Below are 19,164 nucleotides of genomic sequence, written 5' to 3'. Positions count from 1 at the left end.
CGGGTGAGCATTTCTTCATCGGCGAGGTGCCGGACTTTGTCCAGGGCGGTGCTGATGATCGACGCCGAGCGTGAGGGCAGCTCTCCGGAGGCGAGGGCGTCGGCGAGGGCTTCGCGGCGGGCCGGGATGTCCTGGCCGGTCATCCCGGTGTGGGAGAGGGCCTCGGTGGCGAGGGCGAGCCTGCGCCGCGCCTCACCGATACCGATCCGCAACCGGGCCCGAAGGAACTCTGCCGTGTTCCGGTACCCATCATCCAAGAAACTGCCAACCGGCGCGGTTCTTGTGTGGGCCGGTTCGGCGGGGCTAGCTCGTGTTGGGTCCGGTTCGGCCTGGCTAGCTTCCGTGTGGGCCGGTTCCGCCTGGCTAGCTCCCGCCGGGGCCGCTCCCATTGAGACTGCGGCTGCAGGAACCGTCGAAGCCCCTGCCGGCTCGGTCCAACCCGTCCGCCATTCCGGCGCGGCCGCTGACGCCCCCGGCCGAGCTTGCAGTGCTTCCTTTCGGGTCCGTTCCACCGCCTGAGCAGCGACCACCTGCAAATACTCCACCGACCGCGAGATCTCCTCGACCCTGCCCGCGAAATCAGCCGCCTCAACAAACCCCAACAACCGCACCTCATCGGCCGCTGACAAGCGTGCGGAGTCAAGAAGCGCAGCGCCCTCGTCAAGGAGCGTAGAGAAGTCCGATCCCGAAACGGCAGTGGGTTCAGGAATCTGCCCGTGCGGGCGTTGAATCGGCCGATCAGAGTCCGGGCTGGAGTGGGCCCAAGCCTTCCGCCGTGGGTCGAGCGTCAAGGCCGTGTTGTCGACCTGCGCACCTATGGTGGGGGCGGCGGTGGACTCCAAAATCGGTGCGGAGTTGGACTTCGAACTCCGGGCGGAGTTAGCCTCGCCGCTGAGATGTTTTGGGCTGTTGAGCCCGCCGGGAGCCTTGACCGGCGCAGTTCCGTAGAGTCGCCCAGCGTCCTTAAGCCGTCTGTCGCCGTCCAGCCGACCAGTATCGTTGGCCATTCCAACGCCATGGAAATGTTCGATCACCGTGATGTGCGCCGTCGAATCGGTACGCCCGGCCTTGATCAGGTGCGGCGCCCTCCCACTGCGCTGTGACCGCACCGCGGCCAGGGCAGCAACAGCAGGGGACGATTCCGCGCATGATGCCGTCGACTGCGCCAATTTCTCCATGAATAAATCAAATCATTGGGGTCTGACATTTTTAGCGCAACGTTCAAAGACGGCCCCAACCGACGGAAAAATCAGGCAGACGTCAGAGCAGCGAAAGCCATCTGTTCCAGGATAGGCCTGGCGGACTTCACAGCAATTTTCCTGCCGTGGTGGCGCACCGAGTGGGGTGTGGAATTGATCAATCCAAAGGCTGCGTGTGCCCGGACCCGGAGGCCGGCGACATCTGCGTCGGTGTGAATACGGGCCAGGACGTCAACCCACGTTTCAACGTAACTGCGCTGGAGGGATCTGACTTCTGCTTGGTCGGCATCGCTGAGACTTCCGAAGTCCCGGTCCTGGACACGAATGACGTCTGGATTGCTGAGCGCGAAATCAACCTGGAACCGGATCAGGCCTTGAAGCGCGGACCGGGGATCGTCCGACTCCGATACCACCTGCAATCCGCCGTCCAGGAGGTCGCGGCTGACACTGAGGAGAAGTTCGCCAAGGACCGCTTGCTTGCCCGGAAAATGCCGGTAGACGGCGGGTCCACTGACTCCCGCTGCCGCTCCGAGGTCTTCAAGGGAGACTCGGGTAAAGCCGTTCTCGGCAAACAGTCCGGCGGCTGCAGACAATAAGGCCAACCTGCGGAGCTCCTTCGCCTGACCGCGTTGGGTGGCAGGGGCCCGGGTGCTGTTGATACTTGCTTCCTGACCTCCGGTCACGTTTTCCTCCTTGGCCAGTTCAGTCCCAGTACTTGCGGGGCCGGCTGTGCTGGACATCACAGTTAATAAAGACTAACCTAAATTTCAGTTACGTGGCACTAACCGAAATGGCCTGTGGCCGGGAATGGAACAGGGGTCAATGGAGACAATTTCCAGTCTGATGCGAACCGCGGGCGGCATCTTCGAAGCTAACCACGACGCGCAAGTGGCCTTAGTGGCCGAGCTGAAGGAGCGTCTGGCGACGGCGGCCCTCGGCGGCCCGGCAAAGTTCCGGGAGCGGCATATCGCCCGCGGGAAACTTCTTCCGCGCGAACGGATCGACTACTTGCTTGATGACGGCAGTCCGTTCCTGGAGATCGCACCTTTGGCTGCCAACGGCATGTACAACGACGATTCCCCGGGTGCCGGGGTTATCGCGGGCATTGGCCTGGTCCATGGCCGCCATGTGCTGGTGATCTCCAATGACGCCACAGTCAAAGGCGGCACCTACTACCCCATGACCGTGAAAAAGCACCTCCGGGCCCAGGAAATCGCCCTGGAGAACAAGCTCCCGTGCATCTACCTCGTGGATTCAGGAGGGGCATTCCTGCCCAAGCAGGACGAGGTCTTCCCGGACAAGGAACACTTCGGCCGGATCTTCTACAACCAGGCCAAAATGTCCGCGGCCAAGATCCCGCAGATCGCATCCGTCATGGGATCGTGCACGGCAGGCGGCGCCTATGTTCCTGCAATGAGTGACGAGACGGTCATCGTGCGGAACCAGGGCACCATCTTCCTGGGTGGTCCGCCGCTGGTTAAGGCAGCCATCGGCGAGATCGTCACCGCAGAGGAACTTGGCGGCGGCGACGTCCATTCAAGGATTTCCGGGGTCACGGACCATTTGGCCGAGAACGACCAGCACGCGCTGGAAATTGTGCGGGACATCGTGGCGACGTTGCCGAAGCCGGCGCAGCCGGCATGGGACATGTCCGACGCCGTCCTGCCGCCCGTCGTCGATCCTTCAGAGATCTACGGTGTGGTTCCCACGGACGTCAACGCCCAGTATGACGTCCGAGAAGTCATCGCGAGGCTCGTGGATGGTTCCGAATTCCACGAGTTTAAGAAGAACTACGGCACCACGCTGGTGACCGGATTCGCGCACCTGCACGGCCACCCCGTGGGCATCGTGGCCAACAACGGCGTCCTCTTCAGCGAATCGTCCCTCAAAGGCGCCCATTTCATCGAGCTCTGCGATCAGCGAGGCATTCCGTTGATCTTCCTGCAGAACCTCTCCGGCTTCATGGTGGGTAAAGACGTCGAACAAGGTGGCATCGCCAAGAACGGCGCCAAGATGGTTACTGCTGTGGCTACGGCCCGCGTGCCCAAGCTGACAGTGGTGATCGGTGGGTCCTTCGGTGCCGGCAACTACTCCATGTGTGGCCGGGCCTACTCGCCGCGTTTCCTGTGGACGTGGCCTGCGGCCCGCATTTCAGTGATGGGTGGAAATCAAGCCTCCAGCGTCCTCGCCACGGTCAAAAGGGACCAGTACGAGGCAGCCGGACAGGAATGGTCAGCCGAGGACGAAGAAGCCTTCAAAGCTCCCATCAAGCAACAGTACGAAGACCAGGGAAGCCCCTACTACTCCACTGCAAGGCTATGGGATGACGGAATCATCGATCCCGCTGACACGCGGCGTGTCCTGGGCATGGCCTTGGACGTTGTCTCCCGCCAACAACTGCCCGAGACCTCCTTCGGTCTTTTCAGGATGTGACCATGACCCTGCCAACAACAACCACAGCAACAACCACCACCGCAGTCGAAGCCCGAACCTTCAACGCCGTCCTTGTTGCCAACCGTGGTGAGATCGCCTGCCGTGTCATCCGGACCCTGAAGGAGATGGGCATCCGCTCCGTCGCCGTTTACTCGGATGCCGACAAGAATGCCAAGCACGTGGCCCTCGCCGATACCGCTGTCGGCATCGGCGGCACAGCGCCCGCCGAGAGCTATTTGAAGATTGACGCCATCATCGACGCGTGCCATCGAAGCGGCGCGGAGGCAGTCCACCCGGGCTACGGCTTCCTGTCTGAAAATGTGGAGTTCGCCAAGGCTCTGGATGCGGCGGGCATTACCTTCATAGGTCCCGGTATCGGTGCCATTGAGGTGATGGGCGACAAAATCCGCTCCAAAAACCACGTGATGGCGTACGACGTCCCCTGCGTACCGGGCATCGCGCAGCCCGGACTCAGCGATCAGGACTTGATCCAGGCCGCCCCCGAAGTTGGGTTCCCCTTGCTGATCAAACCGTCCGCAGGTGGCGGGGGCAAAGGCATGCACGTGGTGGAAAGACCCGAAGATATGCCCTCCACGCTCGCAACCGCAAGGCGCGTGGCAGCGTCCGCATTTGGTGACGACACCCTCTTCCTGGAGCGGCTCATCCGCGCACCCCGTCACATCGAGGTCCAGGTCCTGGCCGATAACCATGGCAACGTGATCCACCTCGGCGAGCGCGAGTGTTCACTTCAGCGGCGACACCAGAAGGTCATTGAGGAAGCCCCGTCGGCCCTGTTCGGATCATTGCCGGACGGCGCGGAGGAGCGGGCCAGCATTGGCGAGGCGGCCTGCAATGCAGCGCGTTCGGTCAATTACAGTGGCGCGGGAACTGTCGAGTTCCTGGTGTCCGATGAGCACCCCGATGAGTTTTTCTTCATGGAGATGAACACCCGGCTGCAGGTGGAGCATCCCGTCACGGAGATGGTCACGGGTATCGACCTCGTGGAATGGCAGGTGAGGATCGCCGCCGGTGAGGTGCTCACCGTGGCGCAGTCCGACGTCGAACTTAACGGCCACGCCGTGGAGGCGCGCGTTTACGCCGAGGTGCCGGAGCGGAACTTCATGCCTTCCATGGGGCGGATCGTGGCGCTCGCTGAGCAGGGCGAGTCGGATTCAACCGTGACCGGTCAGCAACGCACCCACGCCAAGGTGCGGATCGATTCCGCCATGCGCCACAACCTGGAGATCACCGGGGACTACGATCCCATGCTGGCCAAGGTCATCGCGTGGGGCGAGGACAGGGCGTCAGCGCTGGATACCCTTAACGCTGCCCTTGGCCGTTACACGCTGCTGGGCGTGGACACGAATGTGGAGTACCTGCGCCTGCTGATCAACGATCCTGACGTCCGGGCCGGGCGCCTCGACACCGGGCTGATTGAGCGCAGGCTGCCGTCCATGGAGTTCCGGCATGCTGGTCCCAGGGAATTGATCGCCGCCGCTCTCACTCTGTGGCTGGAGCGCACAGGATCGGTGCTCGCTGGTGACGCGTGGCGGACTCCCGATGCTTGGCGCGTCGGCGGCCGCGGCGCGTGGACAGCCACTTTCGGTGTTCCGGGGGGTGCAATCGCGACGGTGTCAATCACTGAGGAGGGCGATACCGTCAGGGCTAGCGTCGACGGCGGGAGCCCGGTGGACGTCAGGGTGGCGGACCGCGGTGACAACAGGCTCGCAGTGGAGTTCGACGACGGTCCGGTCACCTTCGACGTTGGCGTTGCGTCGGGCGGGCGCACCGGTGTGCACGAACTCTTTGTGGGCAACGACGGCTGGTCCTGCCGGCTTGAAGTCCTGAATCGGGCCGAGCGACTGCGGCGGATGCTCGCCGGGATCCAGCGCGAAGAAGGCGCGGCGGATCCGGAGGTGCGCTCACCCATGCCTGGGACGGTGGTTTCCGTGTCTGTAGCCGACGGAGACACCGTGGAGGAAGGCCAAGCCCTCCTTGCCGTGGAAGCGATGAAGATGGAGCACCAACTGGTGGCCTCCGTTGCTGGAACCGTCCACCTCACCAGCAAGACCGGGGATTTGGTCAAAGCCGACCAGGTGCTCGCCACCATTCACGTGGCCGACGCCGCTGACGCCACGGCCACCACAGACACGAACACAGACAAGGAAGTCCAGCCATGAGCACGTTTGACCTGAATGAGGAGTACCAGGACCTCAGCGATTCCGTCCGCGAGTTCGCCGACGAAGTTGTGGCACCGGTATCCGCCAAGCACGATGAGGAGCACAGCTTCCCCTACGAGGTTGTGAAGCAGATGGGGGAGATGGGCCTGTTTGGCCTGCCGTTCCCGGAAGAGTTTGGCGGGATGGGCGGAGACTACTTCGCCCTTGCCTTGGCATTGGAGCAGCTGGGACGTGTGGACCAGTCGGTGGCCATCACCCTCGAAGCCGGAGTCTCCCTGGGCGCCATGCCGGTGTTCCGTTTCGGCACGGAGGAACAGAAGCAAGAGTGGCTGCCACAGTTGGCGTCCGGACGTTCTCTGGCTGGTTTCGGCCTGACCGAGCGCGAAGCCGGTTCGGACGCCGGCGGTACCAAGACCAACGCCCACCTGGACAACGGCGAATGGGTCATCAACGGCAACAAGGAGTTCATCACCAACTCCGGTACGGACATCACCACGCTGGTCACCGTCACGGCAGTCACAGGAAAAAAAGAGAACGCCGACGGCAGCACCAAGAAGGAAATCTCCACCATTCTTGTCCCTACGGACACACCCGGTTTCCGGGCAGAGAAACCGTACAACAAGGTGGGTTGGAACGCATCGGATACTCACCCGCTCACCCTGGACAACGTCCGCGTCCCGGAAGCCAACCTCCTGGGCGAGCGCGGCCGGGGCTACGCGAACTTCCTTTCCATACTGGACGAGGGCCGCATCGCGATTGCTGCGCTGGCCACCGGCGCGGCTCAAGGTTGCGTGGACTTGTCCGTGAAGTACGCCAGGGAACGCAGCGCGTTCGGGCAGAACATCGGTAAGTACCAGGCCATCCAGTTCAAGATCGCCCGGATGCAGGCAAGGGCCCACACTGCCCGCCTGGCCTACTACGACGCCGCTTCCAGGATGCTGGCGGGCAAGCCGTTCAAGACCGAAGCGGCCATCGCTAAGATGGTCGCAGGCGAGGCAGCCATGGACAACGCGCGGGACGCCACCCAGGTGTTCGGCGGCTATGGCTTCATCAACGAATTCACGGTGGCGCGCCATTACCGCGATTCCAAGATCCTTGAAATCGGGGAGGGCACCACCGAAGTCCAGTTGATGCTCATCGCCCGCGAGCTGGGTCTGTAACCGTACGGGAAGGATCAAGGATGATTGACAAGGTTGTTGCCAGCGCCGCGGAAGCGGTGAAGGACATCCCGGACGGAGCCTCGCTGGCGGTGGGAGGTTTCGGTTTATGCGGCATCCCCGTTTCCCTGATCGACGCCCTGTACAGCCAAGGCACCACGGATCTTGAGACGGTCAGCAACAACTGCGGCGTGGACGACTGGGGCCTTGGCATTCTCCTCAAGGATGGTCGTATCCGGCGCACCATCAGCTCCTACGTCGGCGAGAATAAGGAATTTGCCCGACAGTACCTGTCGGGCGAGTTGGAAGTGGTCCTCACTCCGCAGGGCACCCTGGCTGAGAAGCTCCGCGCCGGTGGCGCCGGCATTCCTGCGTTCTACACCAAAGCAGGTGTGGGAACCCAAGTGTCCGAGGGCGGCCTCCCGCAGAAGTACGACGCCGAGGGGAACGTTGCGCTGGCCTCCTCGCCCAAGGAGGTACGCACCTTCAATGACGCGGACTACGTGCTGGAAGAGTCCCTGACACCGGACTTCGGCCTGGTCCATGCCTGGAAGGGCGACCGGCACGGGAATCTGGTGTTCCACGCGACGGCCATGAACTTCAACCCACTTTGCGCCATGGCGGCAAGGACCACCATTGCCGAAGTGGAGGAGTTGGTGGAACCCGGCGAGCTGGACCCGGAGCGTATCCATACGCCGGGGATTTTCGTCCAGCGGGTGGTGGTGGCCACCTCGAGCGAGAAGCGCATAGAAAAGCGGACGGTGGCACTGGCCCCTAGTACCGGGCCCAGCCAGTCAGCACCAGGCCAGTCCGGAACAGCCCAGTCAGGAGCGGAACGATGACCGACAACACGTACCAGGACATCCCACCCCGTCCCGAAGCCGTCCGGCACGAGTACCGCCGCGCCGACGTCGAACATCACGAAGCCAAAGGCTGGACCCGCAACGAACTGGCCGCCCGGGTGGCCAAGGAACTCACCAACGGGCAGTACGTGAACCTGGGCATCGGGATGCCCACGCTGATCCCCAACTACATTCCGGAGGGCGTGGAGGTCATCCTTCATTCGGAGAACGGGATCCTGGGCGTGGGTCCATACCCGGCTGAGGAAAACATTGATCCGGACCTCATCAACGCGGGCAAGGAAACGGTCACCACCAATGCCGGGGCTGCATTCTTTGATTCGGCGGCGTCCTTCGGCATGATCCGTGGCGGGCACGTGGACGTAGCAGTTTTGGGTGCCATGGAGGTGGCCGCGAACGGCGACCTGGCCAATTGGATGATTCCCGGCAAGATGGTCAAGGGCATGGGCGGAGCAATGGACCTGGTGTTCGGTGCCAAGAAAGTCATTGTCATGATGGAACACGTGGACCGCAACGGCAGGCCGAAGATCGTCCAGGACTGCACACTCCCGCTCACAGGAAAAGGTTGCGTGGACCGGATCATCACGGATTTGGCGGTGATCGATGTGGTCAAGGATGAAGGTGATCCGCGTTTGGTCCTCCGCGAACTGGCCCCCAACGTCACCCTTGAGGACGTCTTGGCCGCTACCGGCGCCGAGCTGTTCGAAGAAGACCAGGAGCTCACTGTATGACGCGGGTGGTTGAACAGCGCGGGCTCTATTTCGACGAGCTCGAAGAAGACGTGATTTACGCGCACAAGCCTGGCCGCACCGTCACCGAGACGGACAATGTCCTCTTCACCACCATGACCATGAACACGCAGGCGTTGCATCTGGACTCGGCCTGGAGTTCCGGGCAGCCGTTCGGGCAGAGGCTCATGAACTCAATGTTTACTCTGTCCACCATGGTGGGGCAGTCCGTGACACAGCTGACGCAGGGCACCATCATCGCGCAGCTGGGGCTGACGGATGTCACGTTTCCGCATCCGCTGTTTCATGGCGATACCTTGTACACGGAAACAGTGATTACGGGGAAACGGCTGTCGTCTTCGCGGCCCGGTCAAGGCGTGGTGACCATGCAACACACCGGCCGAAACCAGGATGGGGCAGTGGTGGCTTTGGCAACCCGGACCTGCCTGATGTGGACCAAGGAAGCTCACGCCGCGCAGTCATAGTTCTCCGTTCGTGTCAGCACATCAGCAGCAAGGAATCCGCATGCCTTCCACCGACTCGTCAACCACGGCGGTTCTCCCGTTCACCATGGGACCGGCCCTCCTGTTCTGCCCTGCCGACAGGCCTGAGCGCTTCGGGAAGGCTGCTGAGCGGTCCGACGCCGTCATCCTTGACCTCGAGGACGCTGTGGCTCCTGCGGACAAGCCGGGCGCCCGCGACGCGATCCTTGAACTGGCGGGTTCAGGGCAGTCCGGCACCGGCGGTCTTGAGCCAAGCCGCACTATTGTTCGGGTGAATCCCGTGGGGACTCCGGAGTTCGAGCTCGACCTTCAGGCCCTGGCCCAGACGCCCTACCGCACGGTCATGTTGGCCAAGGCGGAGAGCGCGGAGCAGCTGAGGGCCTTGGCTGGCTATCAGGTGATCGCGCTGTGTGAAACCGCGTCAGGCATCGTCAACGCTGCTTCGATCGCCGCCGAGCCGAACGTCGTGGCTCTGATGTGGGGAGCCGAGGACCTGCTGGCTTCCCTCGGTGGCCTTTCCAGCAGGAACGACGACGGCGGGTACCGGGCTGTCGCTCTTCACTCGCGGTCCGCTGTCCTGCTTGCCGCCAAGGCTGCGGGTAAGGAAGCCATCGATTCCGTGTACGTGAATATCCCGGACCTTGACGGTTTGTCCGCTGAGTCCCGGGATGCCGTGGCCAGTGGCTTCGGAGCGAAAGCCTGCATCCACCCGAACCAGGTGGCCGTGGTCCGGGAGGCCTACGCTCCCACCGACGAAGCCGTAGCCCAAGCCAAAGAACTCCTGGAAGCGGCAGCCGCGGCAGGCACTGGTGTGTTCCAGTTCAAGGGGAAGATGATCGACGGCCCCATCCTCAAGCACGCGGAAGCAACCCTCCGCCGCGCAAAGCACTAACGACGAATCCGGCCCCTGATCGTCCCACGCACCGTAGAACGGCGAAGTGAGCGAACAGTGACCGGATTCGTTGGGGTGACCGGATTCGTTGGGGCGGCCGGAGCGCTAGGCGCGTACCGGCGTCGAGAGTTCCTTCTGTTTGACCAGTTCCGTCAGTTCCACCACAGCGGGCCGCGAGGCCGTGCTCTTGATGGCCACCGACTGCCCGCTCCTGGCCGATTCCAACACAGATTCCATGACGTCCAAGGCATGGAAGGCCAGCTGGCCGCCGGCGCGTGGTTCCTGTCCGGCTGGAGTGGCCGCGAGGTCCGCGATGCCGAAGCCACGTCCGGAGTCCACATACCCAGCGGAGACGGGCAGTGTTTCCCAATCCTCGGCACCAAGCGCGAACAGCTGCACATCGCCGTCGAAATGATTGGGGTCAGGGACGATCAACGAGCCCGTCTCGCCGTGGATCTCAATGTTGGGGCTCTTCGTCCGTACGGCGTCGAAGCTCATGAATAGGGTGGACAAGGCACCGGACTCATGGACCAGAACCCCGGTGACATGTGAGTCGATGTCCACGGGAACCACCTGTCCCTCACGAGGGCCCGAACCAATGGTGCGTTCGCTGCGCGTGTGGCTGGCAGCGCCGACCACTGACACCACGGGGCCGAGAAGTGTGACCAGCGCCGAGACGTAGTAGGGGCCCATGTCCAGCAGTGGTCCGCCGCCGGGCTGATAGTAGAAATCGGGGTTCGGGTGCCAGCGTTCGTGGCCTGGCGTGGCCATGGTGGCTGTTGCCGAAATTGGCGCCCCGATCAGTCCGTCGTCGATCGCCTTGCGGGCTGTCTGGATTCCGGTTCCCAGCACGGTGTCCGGTGCGCAGCCAACCACAACCCCCGCCGCCGCGGCCGCATCCAGTACTTCCTGCGCCTCAGCGGTGGTGGCAGCCAGTGGCTTTTCGCCATACACGGATTTTCCGGCTGCGATGGCTCGTAGGGCGATGTCGGCATGAGCGGCAGGGATGGTGAGGTTGAGGACGAGGTCCACATCATCGGCTGCCAGGAGCTCGTCCACTGTTAGTGCCCGGACACCATCGTAGGAGTCGGCCACGGCCTGCGCCCGCGCCGGGTCAAGGTCCGCGACGGCTACCAGGCTGAGGGAATCGAGCCGACGGAAGTTGCTCAGGTACTGGGCGATGATGGCGCCACAGCCGATGACTCCGACGTTTAGCGACTTGGCAGGGGTTATCGAGACGCCCACAGCATGCCCCTTTCAATGATGGTACGGACGTTGCTGTCCTGGAGGATTTCCACGCGGTGGCCGGGGGTGCAGACGAAGATTTTGCCTTTGCCCCATTGACGGGTCCAGATGGCCGGCGAGGTCACTTCGCGGTTCCACGGGTCCCATGCGCGGACTTTTTGGGTAGTGGTGGCCAGGACGTCGATGTAGTCATCGGACAAGACCCAGTACTGCTCGGTGACGAGGTCGAAGTCAGCGATTCCCTGGGTGATGGGGTGTACGGAGGCCGCGGGAAGCATGTTGACGGTGTAGGGGACGTAGTTGTCCGATTGTTCACCGATCAGCTCGTCGGCATGCTTGCCCGGGTGGCAGGCGAACTGGCCGCCGATCAGGTGCAGGTAGTCCGAGTTGTTGCGGTAGGAATCAGCGATGCCGCCGTGCCAGCCAGCCAAGCCGGTACCGTTTTCAACGGCAGAGCGCAGGCCCTCGAACTCATCTTTTTCGATGGTGGTCATGGTCATGCATTGCACGATCAGGTCCACGCCGGACATGTAGTCGGGGTCTGCGTAGATCTTGGGGGATTCCTCCACCCGGACGTCGTAGCCGTTGTCCTTCAAGAATGGGATGAACAGCTCTGTGGCTTCCACCGGCTGGTGTCCGTCCCATCCGCCGCGGACCACCAGCGCTGTCTTGTTGTTGCTTGTCATGGTTTCCTTCGTATCGGGCGTATTCATATGGCTCAGACGTTCTGCCAGCGGCTTGCGTTCTCTGCGCTCGCCTCGACGGCGGCCAGCACTTTTTGCACCTGCAATGCGTCATCGAACGACGGCGTAGGCTGCTCGCCTGCGTCGATGGCAGTGACGAGGTCAACCACCTGGTGCGTAAAGCCGTGCTCGTAGCCGAGGCCGTGGCCGGTGGGCCACCAGTTGGCGGTGTAGGGGTGGGACGGTTCGGTGACCATGATCTTGCGGAAGCCTGCATCCGGTTCCAGTGCGGAATCATAGAACTGCAGGGAGTTCATGTCTTCGAAGTCAAAGGCCAGTGAGCCCTTGGTGCCGTTCAGTTCCAGGCGCATGGCGTTCTTGCGTCCCAGGGCGAAACGGGTTGCTTCGAAGATGCCGATAGGCCCGGCGGCGGTGCGGCCACTTGCGTTGGCGTCAGCGCCGCCGTCGTGCTTGGCCTGAAAACGGGCGGTGAACAGCGCAGCGTCATCAACCGTGACCGGACCCCGCGGCCCATCTGTGCCGCCATGACCGCCCAGGCCCACAAAGTCGCCGCCTACCGGGCGTTCCTTCACGAACGTCTCCAGCAGGGCGGAGACCCCGGTGATGTTCAGTCCGGTGATCCATTGCGCGGCATCGATGCTGTGCGCGCCGATGTCCCCAAGTGAACCGGACCCGGACTTGGACTTGTCCAGTCGCCAGGTCAGCGGAGCATCAGCGTCACTGAGCCAGTCCTGAAGGTACTGTGCGCGGACGTGCCGGATCTCGCCCAGGCGGCCGTCGTCCACCATTCGCTTGGCCAGTGCCAAGGCAGGGGTGCGCCGATAACTGAAGCCACACATGGATAACACGCCGCGTTCGGCCGCGGCACGGGCCACCTGTGTCATTTTTTCGGCTTCTTCCACCGAGTTGGCCAAGGGCTTCTCGCAGAGGACATGCTTGCCGGCCTCGAGCGCTGCGATCGCTATCTCCGCGTGGGTGTTGCCGGGGGTGCAGATGTCGATGAGGTCGATGTCGTCGCGCTCAATGAGGCGGCGCCAATCAGTCTCGATGGATGCCCAGCCGTATTTACTGGCTGCTGCCCGCACGCCTTCCTCGTTCCTGCCCGCCACGGCGGTCAGTTCCGGAATGAGGGGTAGGTCAAAAAATCGTGGCGCGGTACGCCAGGCGTGGGAGTGGGCGGCGCCCATGAAGGCGTAGCCCACCATGCCCACACGAAGGGGTCGGGTTTCTGTCATGGGAAGTCCTTTCTGGTTGGTGGTAGCCGGCTATTTGCTGAAGCCTGCGGTGAGGCCGCTGAGCAACTGACGGCGGGCCACCACATAAATCACCAGCAGCGGCAGCGTTGCCAGCACCACGGAGGCGAGCACGGCCGGGATGTTGACACTGAACTCGCCTTGGAAGGTCCACAGCGACAGTGGCAGAACCCTTGTGTCCGGACTTTGCGTGAGGATCAGCGGGAACAGGAATCCGTTCCACACATGGAGTGCGTTGTAGATACCAACCGTGATAACAGCGGGCTTGGTCATGGGCAACGCCAGTCGCCACATCATGGCCCAGTCAGAACAGCCGTCCAGTCGCATCGACTCAAAAAGCTCGTTGGGAACATCCCGCATGAAGTTGGAGAGAATGAGCACCGATACGGGGATGGCGAACGCTATGGAGGGCAGGATCAGTGCCAACAAAGTGTCGTACATGTGGGCCTTGGTGATCATCCAGTAGATGGGGATGATGGTTGCGTGCAGCGGAATGGCCAGGCCCAGGAGGAAGAGATTGTTGGTCCAGCTCAGGAACCGGCCCTTGCCGCGCACAATGGCGTAAGCAGCCATAAAGGCAACGAACAGCGCCGGAACAACACTGCCCACGGTGACGATGAGGCTGTTGGCGAAGTACTTTGCGAAGTCGTTCTCCAGGACAAGCTTGTAGTTGTCCAAGGTTGGCTCTACCGGTGGCAGCATCGGGTTGGACGTGAAGAATCCCGCCTGGTTCTTCAAACTGGTGATCACCACGTAGTACACGGGCACAATGATGACGGCCAGCCAGAGCCAGCCGCCCAGGCCGCCCAGGAAGTTTGGCCGCGAACGGCCAATTTTTGGGGGCCGACGGCGGGTGGTCACCTTTTCGGGGACCGCTGCCGGGGCTGTGGGGAGTTGGGTGGTGGAAGCCATTACGCACCTTCCAGTTGGCTGGCGTTGCGGTTCTTGCCGCCGAGTCGTTGCAGGAGCAGTGCCAGGGCCAGGCCGATAACAACGAGGATGACTCCCAAGGCGCTCGCCGCTCCCATGTCATTCGCTTTGAAGCCGGTGAGGTACATGTGCAGCGGCAGGAGCCTGGTGGAGTAACCGGGCCCACCGGCTGTCAGCACGAAGACCAAGTCGAAGTAGGCCAGGGAACCCACCACCATGAGCGTGGAGGACGTGATCATGGTGTACTTCAGCTGCGGCAACGTGATGTTGAAGAACTGCTGGACACGGCCGGCGCCGTCAATTTGCGCAGCTTCGTACAGTGAAGCGGGAATCTGTCGCACGCCGCCTTGGTAGATCAGGGTGTGGAAGGGCACGAACTGCCAGGCGATCACGAAAACCACTACGAACAGCACCAGATCAGAGTTGCCCAGCCAGTCCTGGGCAAGGAAGGGCAGGCCCAGGCCGGGGCCGAGGCCGAAGTTGGGGTCCAGCAGCGCTTTGAAAGCGATGGCTACGGCTGCCGAAGAGAGCAGCAGCGGCACGAAGTACAGGACGGCCAGTGCGGCGCGATACTTCTGGCTTGCAGCTGTGAAGACGCCGAGCAGCAGACTGATGGGTGCCTGGACTATGAAGGAGAAAAACATGATCTTGGCCGTCACCAGCAACGCGTTGCCCGTCACAGGATCGGCCAGGACGGTGTTCCAGCTGGACAGTCCGTCCAGTTTGATTTCGCCCAGGCCGTCCCAGCGGGTGAAGCTCAGGAACAGTACTCCCAGAAGCGGGAGGATGGCGAAGAGCATGAAAAATGCCAGGGCGGGGACGGCGAGCCACCCCGACGGACCCTTTTCAAGGGTCCGTCGGGTACCCGGGGTGCCTCCTGCGACTAACTCCCGTGGTGGAGTGGTGGTAGTTGCGGACACCGTATTACTTCCCGATCGTCGCGTTCATGGTGGATGCGAACTGCTCAGGGGTGATCTTCTTCAGGAAAATCTGGTCCAGGTTGGCCAGCATGGCGTCTCCTTGTGCGGGGCTGAGTGCCTGATCCCAGGAGAGCGTGAAGTCCGGGGCATCCTTGGCCATGCCGTACACGTAAGTCAGGAAGTCTTTGTCAGGTGACGCCGCGAGCTTGTCTTCAATGCCGGTGACCACAGGTACTGCTCCTGAGTTGATCAGGCCCTGGACGTTTTCTTCGTTGAACATTCCGTCCTTGACGTACTCCAGCGCGGTTTTCTTTTGCTCTTCCGTGGCCTTGGAAGAGACGGACCAGAAGTTGGACGGGTTTCCCACAACGTTCGCCGGGTCACCCTTGCCGCCCTCAACAGTGGGGAAGGGGGTGTATCCGAGCTTTCCGCTCGAAACGAAGTCGGCCGCGTCCTTCTTCATGCCTTGGTAGATCCAGCTGCCCTGCAGGATCATGGCGGCCTTGCCCGTGTACAGCAGGGCCTGGTCTGCGTTGCTGTCAGCGGCAATGGAGGAGAAGCCGTTGATGAAGCCGCCGGCATCCACCAGTTCCTGGATCTTGGTCAGCGCCTCGATCACTGCCGGGTCTGACCAGGCGTCCGGCTTGTTGGCTGCAATGTTTGCAAAGACTTCAGGACCGCCGATCCGGTCCACCAGGTATTCAAGCCACATCAGATCCGGCCATTTGGACTGACCACCCAGGGAAAAGGGTGCCACGCCGGCATCCTTGAACTTGGGGACCAACGCCATCAGCTCGTCCCAGGTCTTGGGCGGTTCTGCCCCGATCTTCTCGAAGACTTCCTTGTTGTAGTAGAGCACTACGGGCTGGACCTTGTTGTTGGGGAGCGCGTAGGTCTTGCCGTCGATCACGCCGCTCTCGAGGATGGAGGGAAGGTAGCGGCTTTGGACGTCAGGGTTCTCTTTGAGGAATCCGGTCAGGTCGTCCACTTGGCCGGCATCGACGTAGGACTTGAGGACACCGCCGCCCCACCCGTAAACGAGCGTGGGGCCCTGGCCGGCGCCCACAGCGGTGCGGACCTTGGTCTTGTATGCATCGTTGGCGAAGAAGTCGAGCTTGATGGCGGAGTCGGGGTGCGACTTGTTCCACGAGTCCACGGATGCCTGGAACACAGGCTGGTCACCACCGGTCAGTCCCCACATGGTTGCCGAGTCCGCGGAGGCTCCTGTCCCGGCCGGACCTGAGGATCCGCAGGCGACCAGGGAGATTGACAATGCGGCTGCAGAAACGGCCATTCCGGCGGTGCGCAACTTGAGATTATTCATGTGCAGTTTCCATTCGTCCTTCGGGCTCGACGCTGATCGCCCGGTTGTGCGTGTAAAAGCCGCACTTCGCGGGTCTGAGGATCAACTTCGATCACCAGCACCAGCAACTTTTCGAAATGTTTCGGAAGTCCTTTCCGAAGTGCCCACCAAACTTAGCGGTGACGCACATCACCGTCAAGGCCTGCTGGACAATCAATTCGTTGTGCTGGCTGACGGTTTGACGAGTGCGCCCCTCCCGATGCAGACTGTGAGCAACCGAAACTTTTCGAAAGCGGTACCTGTGAGCTCAGAAGTCCGACCCTCCAAGCTGACCCTTTCTGCAGTAGCGCAGGAGGTCGGAGTGTCAGTTCCCACCGTGTCCAAAGTGGTCAACGGGCGTGGAGACGTGGCCCAAGGCACCCGGGCCCGTGTCCTGGCAGCCCTGCAACGTACCGGATACAAATCACCCCTTCAGCGCAAGGGCAACCCCGTCCAGCGGACCGTCGAGGCGGTGTTCGATTCTCTGAACTCGGCCTACAACATGGAAGTCCTCAAGGGGATCATGGAGCAGGCCAACGTTTCGGACATGGAAGTAATCCTCTCCGTCACCGGACTGCAGGCAGCACCGCCGCTGGGCCCTGAGGAACGCGCGCAGCGCATGGTCGATGAAGGCCGCAGCGGCATGATCGTGGTGACCTCGGCGTTCGGAGCCGCGCAGCTGGAAGCCTTCCAGAGACGCCAGATTCCCATCGTGGTGATCGACCCCCTGAATCCGCCACCTGCTGACCTGTTCAGCGTGGGCTCCAGCAACTGGGCAGGAGGGAAAGCCGCCGCCACGCACCTCTTGGAACTCGGGCATCGACGCATTGCCTACATCGGGGGTCCCGCCACCGCCGAATGCAGCCAGGCCAGGCTCCACGGCTACATGGCCGCACTGATGGCCGAAGGCATCACCGTTGAACATGAATATGTTTCCGCGGGCCCGTTCCGGCCCGAGACCGGAGCGGCGGCTTTCAAGTCCCTGGTGGCCCTGGAAGATCCGCCCACGGCAGTCTTTGCCGCAAGCGACAGTATTGCCATGGGCGTTCTGGCCGAGGCGCGGAGGCAGGACATCCGAATCCCCGAGGAAATGAGCCTCGTTGGGTTCGACGGAACCTATCAGGCGGAAGAATCCACGCCCCCACTGACCTCGGTGAGCCAGCCACTGCAGGAAATAGGGCGTTCCGCGCTGAACTTCATCCTTCGCCAAATGCACGGTGAAGAGATTGACTCCAGGCGCGTGGAACTCGCAACCCACCTGGTGGTTCGTGAATCCACGGCGTCGCCCCGGGAACCAGCCTCACCCCGGGAACCAGCCTCATCCGGAAAGCCGGCGTCCCGGTCTTAACTGCACCGGCGGAACGGCGTCATACAGCAGCACCCGGACCCAACGTTCGCCCGTCCCGCGGAACTCTGCACGGCTGGCGAAACGGTACAGGTAGCTGCGCGCCCGCACCCAACGGGGGCGTTCGCCGTCGAACGGGTCTTGTCGAAGCAGCCTAAGCGTAGCCTTGTCAGCTTCCAGCAGCCGGTCCAGGAAAGCATAAAACCATTCCTCATGGACGGTCCTCAGCGGCAGGAACCACATGAGCCAATCCAGGCGCAGATGGTACGGCGCCCATTGCCGGGGGAGTCGACGAACATCGCCGGGCTTGCCCTTGAATCCATACTCCAACCATCGCTCATCGGGCGCGTGGGGATCCTCGTCCAAGGTTCCCTCAACCACGATCTCAATGCGCTGCTTGGTCACCGTCCCGAAAGCACCATAGGCGTTGACCAGGCGCCAACGGTTAAAGCTGGCATTCATCAATTGCTGGCTGGAGAAGAGGTTGAGGAGCGGGCGGTAGCTGAACACCACCAGCAGAACGGTGACAAGTACGACGACGACGAGCCACCACGCCGGGGTATCGGCACTTGCGTGCCACTCAAGGGGGATGAACGGAAAAACCGCATGGGCCACCGGGTCGCTGACGGCGGCGAACGCCAGGACGATCGCCGCCCAGTTCAGCCAGGCGAAATTACCGGTGCCCACCAGCCACAGCTGCGTCACGATGATGATGCCCGCTGCGATGCTGGCCAGCGGTTGAGGGGCGAAGAGGAAGAACGGCACCACCAGCTGCGCACCATGATTGCCCACCACTTCCACCTTGTGCAGCGGACGCGGCAGGAGATGTGCCTGCCTGCTGAGCGGGCCGGGCATCGGCTGTGTCTGGTGGTGATAGAACATCGCCGTCATGTCCCGCCACTCACGGCCGCCGCGGATCTTGATCATGCCGGCCCCGAACTCAAGCCGAAACACCAGCCACAAAATGAGAATGAGGATGGTTGCCGGTGGGGGAGTCTGGTCCGAACCAAGGAAGGCCACCGTGAAACCGGCCTCAAGAAGAAGGATCTCCCAACCAAAACCATAGAACGTCTGGCCAACGTTCACGATTGACATGTAGAGGAACCACAACGTGAGAAAGGCCAGCATGGGCAGCCAGGGCGGCCCCGTTTGTGGCAGGCCAATGACTAGCAGAATGGACACGCCAATACCCGTCCAGCACACAGCCCGGAGAAGCGGGTCGGAGTAGCGCCACCGGAACAGGGTAGGCCGGCCAAGGCGACGGGCCATAGCCAGGAAGGCCGGTACCGGCAACAGTCCGCGCTCGCCGAGGAGCGCCGGGAACTGGTTCACCGTGGAGAAGAAGGCAATGGCATAAAGCGCCGCTGTGCCACGCTGCAACACCTGCCGGGCAAATTCATAGTCCCGCGCATCAAAATAGTCCCGCGCATCAAACCAGGAGAACCACTCCACGATTCCACGGTACGCAGCGGA

General features: G+C 62.3%; 16 protein-coding genes and 1 pseudogene. 8 read left to right on the top strand and 9 right to left on the bottom strand.

Translation table 11 applies throughout. The annotated features are described in order from the left end of the window. Positions 1-1,178: pseudogene (locus tag HAV21_RS22385) on the bottom strand (hypothetical protein); the annotation flags it as partial. 71 nt (positions 1,179-1,249) lie between these two features. Further along, positions 1,250-1,882 carry a TetR family transcriptional regulator gene (locus HAV21_RS19795; protein WP_166842852.1) on the bottom strand — a complete coding sequence of 211 codons (633 nt, stop codon included), beginning with the start codon at positions 1,880-1,882 and terminating at the stop codon, positions 1,250-1,252. Positions 1,883-2,021: 139 nt separating this feature from the next. On the opposite strand from HAV21_RS19795, the gene HAV21_RS19790 reads away from it, so the two are divergent. From HAV21_RS19790 to HAV21_RS19760, 7 genes are read left to right on the top strand one after another with little or no spacing between them, the layout of a single operon-like run. Beyond that, positions 2,022-3,632: a carboxyl transferase domain-containing protein gene (locus HAV21_RS19790; protein ID WP_166842851.1), complete on the top strand. Its 1,611-nt coding sequence runs from the start codon at positions 2,022-2,024 to the stop codon at positions 3,630-3,632. A 2-nt stretch (positions 3,633-3,634) separates the two neighbouring features. Next, positions 3,635-5,812: a biotin carboxylase N-terminal domain-containing protein gene (locus tag HAV21_RS19785; protein ID WP_166842850.1), complete on the top strand. Its 2,178-nt coding sequence runs from the start codon at positions 3,635-3,637 to the stop codon at positions 5,810-5,812. Continuing rightward, positions 5,809-6,972 carry an acyl-CoA dehydrogenase family protein gene (locus tag HAV21_RS19780; protein ID WP_166842849.1) on the top strand — a complete coding sequence of 388 codons (1,164 nt, stop codon included), beginning with the start codon at positions 5,809-5,811 and terminating at the stop codon, positions 6,970-6,972. The genes HAV21_RS19785 and HAV21_RS19780 overlap by 4 nt, the downstream gene beginning before the upstream one ends. A gap of 20 nt (positions 6,973-6,992) precedes the next feature. Beyond that, positions 6,993-7,811, top strand: a complete 819-nt coding sequence (locus HAV21_RS19775; RefSeq protein WP_166842848.1) for a CoA transferase subunit A — start codon at positions 6,993-6,995, stop codon at positions 7,809-7,811. After that, positions 7,808-8,560 (top strand): CoA transferase subunit B, encoded by a 753-nt coding sequence (locus HAV21_RS19770; RefSeq protein ID WP_142939685.1) that lies wholly within the window; start codon positions 7,808-7,810, stop codon positions 8,558-8,560. Before HAV21_RS19775 ends, HAV21_RS19770 begins: the two co-directional genes overlap by 4 nt. Further along, positions 8,557-9,042 (top strand): MaoC family dehydratase, encoded by a 486-nt coding sequence (locus HAV21_RS19765; RefSeq protein ID WP_142939684.1) that lies wholly within the window; start codon positions 8,557-8,559, stop codon positions 9,040-9,042. The genes HAV21_RS19770 and HAV21_RS19765 overlap by 4 nt, the downstream gene beginning before the upstream one ends. Positions 9,043-9,082: 40 nt before the next feature. Then, positions 9,083-9,952 carry a CoA ester lyase gene (locus tag HAV21_RS19760; protein WP_166842847.1) on the top strand — a complete coding sequence of 290 codons (870 nt, stop codon included), beginning with the start codon at positions 9,083-9,085 and terminating at the stop codon, positions 9,950-9,952. A gap of 105 nt (positions 9,953-10,057) precedes the next feature. On the opposite strand, the gene HAV21_RS19755 is transcribed toward HAV21_RS19760, so the two are convergent. The 6 genes from HAV21_RS19755 to HAV21_RS19730 are packed head-to-tail and all read right to left on the bottom strand — an operon-like array spanning position 10,058 to position 16,328. Beyond that, entirely contained in the window at positions 10,058-11,197 is a 1,140-nt protein-coding gene (locus HAV21_RS19755; protein ID WP_166842846.1) for a Gfo/Idh/MocA family oxidoreductase, read from the bottom strand. Then, positions 11,182-11,883, bottom strand: coding sequence for a ThuA domain-containing protein (locus HAV21_RS19750; RefSeq protein WP_142939681.1), 702 nt, complete (start codon positions 11,881-11,883; stop codon positions 11,182-11,184). The genes HAV21_RS19755 and HAV21_RS19750 overlap by 16 nt, the downstream gene beginning before the upstream one ends. Before the next feature lie 32 nt (positions 11,884-11,915). Further along, positions 11,916-13,136: a Gfo/Idh/MocA family oxidoreductase gene (locus HAV21_RS19745; RefSeq protein WP_166842845.1), complete on the bottom strand. Its 1,221-nt coding sequence runs from the start codon at positions 13,134-13,136 to the stop codon at positions 11,916-11,918. Positions 13,137-13,166: 30 nt separating this feature from the next. Further along, positions 13,167-14,066, bottom strand: coding sequence for a carbohydrate ABC transporter permease (locus tag HAV21_RS19740; RefSeq protein WP_142939679.1), 900 nt, complete (start codon positions 14,064-14,066; stop codon positions 13,167-13,169). Next, positions 14,066-15,004, bottom strand: coding sequence for a sugar ABC transporter permease (locus HAV21_RS19735; RefSeq protein WP_142939678.1), 939 nt, complete (start codon positions 15,002-15,004; stop codon positions 14,066-14,068). Before HAV21_RS19735 ends, HAV21_RS19740 begins: the two co-directional genes overlap by 1 nt. Before the next feature lie 4 nt (positions 15,005-15,008). Continuing rightward, positions 15,009-16,328, bottom strand: a complete 1,320-nt coding sequence (locus HAV21_RS19730) for an extracellular solute-binding protein (protein WP_142939677.1) — start codon at positions 16,326-16,328, stop codon at positions 15,009-15,011. Positions 16,329-16,608: 280 nt separating this feature from the next. Here HAV21_RS19730 and HAV21_RS19725 point away from each other — a divergent pair, with 280 nt between their 5' ends. Beyond that, positions 16,609-17,694: a LacI family DNA-binding transcriptional regulator gene (locus HAV21_RS19725; protein ID WP_166842844.1), complete on the top strand. Its 1,086-nt coding sequence runs from the start codon at positions 16,609-16,611 to the stop codon at positions 17,692-17,694. On the opposite strand, the gene HAV21_RS19720 is transcribed toward HAV21_RS19725, so the two are convergent. Then, positions 17,665-19,143: a lipase maturation factor family protein gene (locus HAV21_RS19720; RefSeq protein ID WP_166842843.1), complete on the bottom strand. Its 1,479-nt coding sequence runs from the start codon at positions 19,141-19,143 to the stop codon at positions 17,665-17,667. The two genes, HAV21_RS19725 and HAV21_RS19720, sit on opposite strands and share 30 nt — an antisense overlap. Between the last annotated feature and the right edge of the window lie 21 nt (positions 19,144-19,164).

The sequence above is a fragment of the Paenarthrobacter sp. MSM-2-10-13 genome (genome assembly GCF_011605365.1).
Taxonomy (GTDB): Bacteria; Actinomycetota; Actinomycetes; order Actinomycetales; family Micrococcaceae; genus Arthrobacter.
Note: the sequence above shows the minus strand (reverse complement) of the source record. Positions and strands in the feature narration are given on the sequence as shown.